Here is a 7,720-nt window from a genome sequence, read left to right as displayed (position 1 = left end):
GAAGATATTTTGTGAGATCAAGCTATAGAACTACCTGTGACCTTTAGGTTATCAAAGCGAGCTCTTATATCTAAAGCACATATCTCATATGGGCGCTTTTAGCGTCCTTTAGTGGTTTCAAAAATAAAAAATCCCGCCGTGTAAATTAGTGTTCTAACAAAAGACCCAGAAGGAATACCCGAAACCAGAGACTAGCAACTAGGGACTAGAGACTAGTTAAAGTATATTTTTGGAATTTTTTTTATATTTGAAATATGGAAATAACTTGATACTTGTGCTAAAATGAAAAATAAGTACAATCACTTTTATCTAATTGTAGAATCTTTGGGGGAATTATAATGGACTTTATTAATAGTCAATACAAAACTGTTGAATTATTAAAAGAGGACAAGTATGGTTGTGAGTATATTGTTAAAGACCTATATAAGGATAATATGCTCAAAAGACTTAGAGTTATTGATTGCATTCCTGAAACCAAAGATTTTATTGAGTATATGAAAGCAAACTATTACGACTATCAGAATATTATCCACCCCAACATTACTGAGTTTAATTATTTCAATAGAATAAGAGTTATCAATGCTAGACCCATTGTATCAAATAAATTTTATTATACATACGAACACTATAATAGTGTAAACCTTTTTAGCTATGTTAAAGGCAAAAATTTTGATCAGCTTTTGGAAATAACAAGGCAGCTATGTGCTGCTTTTAAGTATATTCATCTTAGAGGAATGCTCTTTTGCAATATTAATAGCAACAGACTGCATGTAGTGGAAAATGATAGCGATAAAGTTCAAGTAAAAGTAGCTGCTTTACCATATAAGAAACCAGTACATGAAAACTTATTGATTGATGACGATAATATATACTTTAAAGCTCCAGAAGTCATCCAATTCTCAAAGTATACAAAACAAAGCGATGTATATATGCTGGGTGTCATTCTTTTTCATATTTTTATAGATGCACCTGTGGAAGGTTTGATTTTTAAAGATCGGGTAGACAAGGTTCTGTATGAACCTCAATCAAAACTAGGCAAAATTGTGAAGATAGTTGAAAAATGTACTGCTATAGATATGATAGATAGATATAAATCAGTGGATGAAGTTATCTATGATATAAATAAAAGCTTTAATAAGCAGCTTAATATTGTAGATAAAAAATATATTGAAACCTTTCCCTTGTACCCTACAAGCCTTGTAGCAAGAGAAAATTATATGAGATATATAACCGAATGTATACATAAAAGCTTTATTGAAAACAGTGAATTGAAAACTGTAGTGGTAACAGGAAGTCCCGGTACAGGCAAAGGGGCCTTTTTATATGCACTTGAAAACAGGATATTCCAAGAGGATGAGGATGTCATATATTTAAGACTTAAGCAGATCTCTTATCAAAAGTATTATGTTATCACTGAGATTATAAAAAGGCTGGTAAAGTATGTAAGCAAAGAGCTTATAGAAAAATATAAAGATGGCTTATCTTATATAATACCTGAAATCATACAAAATGATATTGTTATACCTTTTTTTGCAGAAGATGAGGAAAAGGAAAAGCATAAACTTGTGTACAGATTGGGAAATTTCATACTTGAAGCATCTTTAAGGCAACCTTTTGTATTTATGATAAAGGGATTTGAATACACTGACGAAGCTTCTAAAGATGTTTTCTATTATATCGCTAGAAATCAGGGTAGGAGCAAACTATTTTATGTAATATCTTTTGACAATGATGTCATGAAAGAAGAAATAACAAATCACATAAGGCAATTGGCTGGCAACGATAGCGTCTCAGAAATAAAACTGTCTAATCTTAATATTCATGAGACCGCAGATTTGATAAGAATACTATTAGGGATAGAGGATGTTCCTATTGATTTTATTGCTCAAATATATAAGGAGACTGACGGAAATCCTTATATGGTTTATGAGACTATGTATTCTCTTTATGTGGACAAGTATATATTTGTAAACGATAAGGGAAATTGGGTTTTTGACAATGTGGATATGTCAAAGCTGAATTTGGATATAAGTGCTGATGAAATGCTACAAAATAAAATCAATAAACTTGAACCCTTAAAAAGAAAAATTTTGGATATAATATCCATATTTGGTTCTGCAGTTTCCCTTGATGTACTTGAAAATATGATGGATATGAAGTTTGAGGAAATATCTCTGCTTGTGGAAAGTTTGATTTCAGCTAATATTCTTTCAAAAAAGATGGATGATTGGGGTATTTCTGTTGATTTTAATTCAATGACTCTTAAGAAAAACACCTATTTAGGCTTGGATGAATTAACAAGATATCAGTATCATGATAAAGCTTCCAGAATATTAGAAGATAAGTTCTCTAAAGAAAATAGAGAGAATAAGGATGAGCTCATATACCATATGACAAAGAGCGGCAGATGTGATGAGGCAGTAGATTATCTTATTATATCAGCTGAAAAAGCAGCAAAAAAAGGTCTGATTAAACAAGCTATACAATTTTTAGAGGAAGGTTATGGATATTTCTCTGATAATAATATTTGTGCTAAGAAAATAGAAATATGCCTTAAGCTGGGAGACTTATATTATAAAATAAATGAGCTGGACAAGTGCTTAGAGTATTATAGCTCTGCTCAGCATAATGCTGAGAAAAATGAGGATGCTATACTCCTGGCTGATTCTCATATCAAGATGGTGAGATTGTTCTATAGTTTGAACAATGTGAAGTCCTGTCTGAAGCATTCAGCTATGGCTAAAAGAATTATAAAAAGAATAGGCTATAAAAAAGGAATGCTTGATTTGATATTGGCTCTGAGTGAGCTTATGATATACAGACGCAAATATAATTCTCAAATAAAAATTATTGAAAAGGTTCTTAATGACCTTGATGAAAATCAAAAATATTATCGGGTTATGTTTAAAAGCATATATGGCAGAGTACTTGCGAAAATAGGACGTTTTGATGAAGCATTAAGATATTTAGAGGAAAGCGTTGAAATCCTTGATAGCTTGGAAGAATATGAGGGACTTATACCTGCCATAAATGCTATTGGTATTATTTACAGCAATTATTATTATGATATAGAAAAAGCTACAGAATACTTTGAGAAGAATCTGTATATATGTCAAAGGACTAATAATCTGTCTTTTATGTCTTATAGTTATAATAACCTGGCAGAAATGTATAGGGAAAAGGACAAGTTTAGTGAGAGCCTGGAGTACTACAATAAAGCTTTAGAAATCATAGATAAAATTCATAACAAATACCTAGAAACCATGATATATATGAATCAATCCTTAGTAAATATGGAGCTGGAAAATTATAAAAAATCGCTAAAATGTATGGATAAAGCACAAACCATAATAAACGAATCTAAGGATTTGGGTGAAGCAATACAATACTATTATATATATAAGGCTATGTTTAATTACAATATAGGTTATTTTGAAAAGGCTATAGATTATGCACAAAAATCTGTTGATATGTGTATAAGTTGGGGTGCAGAAGCAGACCCTGAGGCTTTCTGTATTATTAGGTTGTGTAAAGCACAACTTTATAGAGATTTGGATTTTGAGAGTTTTATGGATTTTACAAAGGAACTTTTCGATAATAGGAAGTACAAGCTTGGAAGACGAGCCTGCCATAGCTTTGCTGAGCTGTTGATAGAGGAAGGCAGGATCGAGGAAGCAAATATGTTTCTTAGTTTATCGGAGAAGTACTCATCAAATATCAGCACTAAACATCTGGAGATCCAGCATGAGTATCTCTCGGCTATTGCATGTGTGGAAGATGAAGGAAAACATAAACTTAGAACTATGGCTAGTTCAGATAAAACCATAGAAAGCAATGAGATAAAATGGAAGTTGTATAAGTCTTTAGGGTGGGAGTTGTATAATCAAGGCCAATACCATGAAGCCTTAAAAAATTTTATTACCTCCATGAATGCATTAAGGATGCTTGTTGAAGGAGTGCCAGATGAGCATAAGGTAAAATTCTTGCTTTCTCATAAAAGATATACTGTTAAAGAAGGCATGCTGAGCATTGCCCAGAAAATTACCGGTAAAAATGTACTACACGGTTCTTCACTATTAGATGGAGAGATTAAGGATATGAAGAAAAGGATGGCAGAGTACTTTGATTATAAAAAGTTTAAGGATATAGTTCAGAAAGACAACATTAGCTTTATAAAAAAGAATGTTGATTTCGACAAAGGTATAATAGGAGGATTCTGGTTAGATTTTCTTGCTAGAATTAACAACTTGGGTCAGAACACGGAAGATAATATTGACATTTTTATAAAGATGCTTATGGAATTGACCCAGGCAAAAAATGCATTTTTGGCTGTTATTGATGAAGAAAACGATATAAAAATGCTATCAGCTCAGATTAATAGCGAAAACACTGCTTTCTATAAGTATATAATGGAGCAGGCAAGACAAAAAAATGATAGTATAATCATTACCGATGTATTTGATTATAAGAACAAGACCAAAGACAGCATTATACCTAAAGATATCTGTGCAGTGTTTTGCATACCTGTAGCTTGGTCCAACCATGGGCAGAATTTATTTGAAGACAGGAGAAAACATAAAGAAACAAACAAAATCAGTGGATATATCTATTTAGATACGGATACTATAATAAATAACTTTACACAAGAGACATGGAAATTATGTGAAGCAATATCTAAGATTTTACATTTGCTAATAGACAATTATAATCTGAAGAAGATTTCCGGCGTAGATAAGCTAACGAATCTCTATACTCGTAAGTATTTTGAATTAGTGCTTCAAAATGAGATTTATTTAAATTCTACAATTGAAGGGGAGTTCTCCTTGATTATGATGGACATAGATAAATTTAAGCAGGTGAATGATCGCTTTGGCCATCAAAGGGGAGATGAAGTACTTCAAAAAGTAGCAGAAATTGTTATGGATAGTGTGAGAAAGAGTGATATCTGCGCCAGGTATGGAGGAGAGGAATTTATAATACTCCTTCCCAGGACAGGTTCTGATGGTGCCTATAGTCTGGGAGAGAAAATAAGGCAGAGAGTAGAAAAAGCTAAGCTTTTAGGATATCATAATCCCGTTACAATAAGCTTGGGAATAGCAACATACCCCATTCATAGCTCCTGGATGAGAGATTTGATAGACAAGGCGGATCAGGCTCTTTATCATTCCAAAGAAAACGGCAGGAACAGGACAACAGTATTCGACATAAATATGATAAGGACTGTAAAAAGAGTGGATAAGCTGGCCGGCATAATATCAGGAAACATGGTTGAGGACCAAAGAAATGTTGAAACCATGATAGAAATTCTGGAATTGCAGAGAAAATATAATGTAACTTTGGAAGAGAGATTGGATGAATTCCTGTTCAAAGCAATAGAAATATCAGAAGCAGATATAGGATATATATTCATATTGGATGATAATAAAAAGATTGTAAAAGAGATATTAAGAAAAAATATTACTAAGAAGAATGTAGATAATATATCTTATAATGATCAAGCTTTGCAAAATGCTATTGAATCAATGAGTGGAGGGTATTTTATTGATTGGACAGGAAATGCTCCTATGGACCCGGTTACTGGCTTGCCTAATTGGCAGTCCAAAATGGTAGTACCTTTCATATACGGAGATAAAATTTATGCGGTGCTCTATCTATCCGTAGAACTAAGAAATAAAGAGTTTGATGCAAACATTTATAATTTTATTACCAGGCTTTGTGAGATAATTACCCCTATGTTTTGCATAGATAAGAAATAGGTGATTTTATGTTGGCTGATGAGAGAAGAGAAGAAATACTCAGCATATTGAGTGACAGGTCTGCTCCTATAACAGGAACAGACCTGTCTAAGAAAACTGGAGTTAGCAGGCAGGTTATAGTCCAAGACATAGCAATATTGAGAGCAAAAGGACTAAACATAATTGCAACTCCACAGGGTTACTTGCTGATAAAGGATGGAATTAGTAGGATGAGCAAGGTTATTGCTTGCTGTCATGACAAAAAGGGTATGAGAAAAGAGTTAGAAATAATAGTTGACAACGGTGGGAAGGTCATTGATGTTACTGTAGAACACTCTCTTTATGGTGAGATAAAAGCAATGCTTATGCTGGAATCAAGGCTTGATATAGATAGTTTTATGAAGCATTATGAGGATTCTGATACAAAACCCCTGTCAATGCTAACCGGAGGAGTACATTTACACACTATAGAAGTACCTGATGAAACATCTTACAATCATATTATCAATGATTTAGAAAAACATGGGTATTTAATAAACAACAATAGTGAGTAATCGGACAATTTGGATACTTTAATAAGCAGATTATCGAAACTTGTACAAATTTAGGTACTTGAATATTAGAAGATAATCTGTTTTTATAAAAAGAAAACTTATATGAACAGATTATCGAAAGTTGGACGAATTTGGGTACTTGAATATTAGCAGATAATCTATTTTTATGGAAAGAAAACTTATATGAACATATTATCGAAAGTTGGACGAATTTGGGTACTTGATTATTAGAAGATAATCTGTTTTTACAAAAAGAAAACTTTAATATACAGGTTATCGAAAGTTGGACAAATTTAGATACTTGATTATTAGAAGATAATCTGTTTTTACAAAAAGAAAACTTTAATATACAGGTTATCGAAAGTTGGACAAATTTAGATACTTGATTATTAGAAGATAATCTGTTATATTTTTTGAAAGGGTGACATGACAGCTGTAAATACATTAAGGAGGAAGAAATGTGAAAAACTTTTCATTAAAAAAATATCTTATAGATACATTGGGGTCCATGGCTTTAGGGCTTTTTTCATCTTTGATAGTTGGACTTATACTTGATCAGATTGGAAAAATTCTTGGAATAGGTATACTTGTGGACTTAGGTAGAGTAGCGAAATTTCTTATGGGACCAGCCATAGGTATTGCAGTAGCATATGGCAGTAAAGCTCCTGCTTTAGTTGTGTTTTCATCAGCAGTTACAGGTGCTTTTGGTGCAGGCACTGTGTTTTTGAATGCGGCAACAAATCAATATGGCATTACTGTAGGAGAACCTATGGGGGCCTTTATAGCTGCTCTTGCTGGTGTTGAAGCAGGAAAATTAATAGCAGGTAAAACCAAAGTGGATATAGTGTTGGTTCCATCTACTGTTATAATAATAGGTGGAATCGTAGGGAAGTATATATCACCTGTAGTGTCTGCGGTAATGTCTGCTTTAGGTGCTATTATTAATACTGCCACAGTAATGAATCCTATACCAATGGGAATACTGGTCTCTGTTATCATGGGCATGGTGTTGACTCTACCTATAAGCAGTGCAGCTTTGGCTATAGCTTTAGGACTTAGTGGATTGGCAGGCGGAGCGGCAACAGTAGGTTGTTCCGCTCAGATGGTAGGATTCGCAGTAGCAAGCTATAGGGAAAACAAGATGGGAGGCCTTATTGCTCAAGGAATAGGAACATCCATGCTTCAGGTACCTAATATAATCAAAAATCCTCTTATATGGGTTCCTCCAACATTAGCCAGCGCCATACTAGGGCCTTTATCAACCACAATATTTAAAATGGAAAATGTACCGGAGGGTGCAGGAATGGGAACCAGCGGTCTTGTGGGACAATTCGGAACTTTTGCTGCCATGTCAGGTGTAGAGAGCAGCGGAATGATATTGATTAAGATTCTATTGCTTCATATAATACTTCCTGCCATACTTACCCTCAT

The 7,720-nt window shown here is 33.4% G+C and carries 3 protein-coding genes; all 3 read left to right on the top strand.

Annotation, left to right across the window (positions count from 1 at the left end; all coding sequences use genetic code 11):
• The first annotated feature begins 338 nt into the window (after nucleotides 1–338).
• Nucleotides 339–5,756 carry a diguanylate cyclase gene (locus ACESM9_RS13145; protein WP_372999497.1) on the top strand — a complete coding sequence of 1,806 codons (5,418 nt, stop codon included), beginning with the start codon at nucleotides 339–341 and terminating at the stop codon, nucleotides 5,754–5,756.
• Between the two features lie 8 nt (nucleotides 5,757–5,764).
• Nucleotides 5,765–6,289 (top strand): transcription repressor NadR, encoded by a 525-nt coding sequence (locus ACESM9_RS13140; RefSeq protein WP_372999494.1) that lies wholly within the window; start codon nucleotides 5,765–5,767, stop codon nucleotides 6,287–6,289.
• 508 nt (nucleotides 6,290–6,797) lie between these two features.
• Nucleotides 6,798–7,720, top strand: a 923-nt coding sequence (locus ACESM9_RS13135) for a PTS transporter subunit IIC (RefSeq protein ID WP_372999500.1), incomplete at its 3' end; no start/stop codon positions are given.

Origin of the sequence: Lutispora sp. (genome assembly GCF_041687175.1) — a bacterium.
In the GTDB taxonomy this organism is placed as follows: domain Bacteria; phylum Bacillota; class Clostridia; order Lutisporales; family Lutisporaceae; genus Lutispora.
The sequence above is the reverse complement of the archived record's forward strand: the minus strand, read 5'-3'. Positions and strand labels throughout refer to the sequence as shown.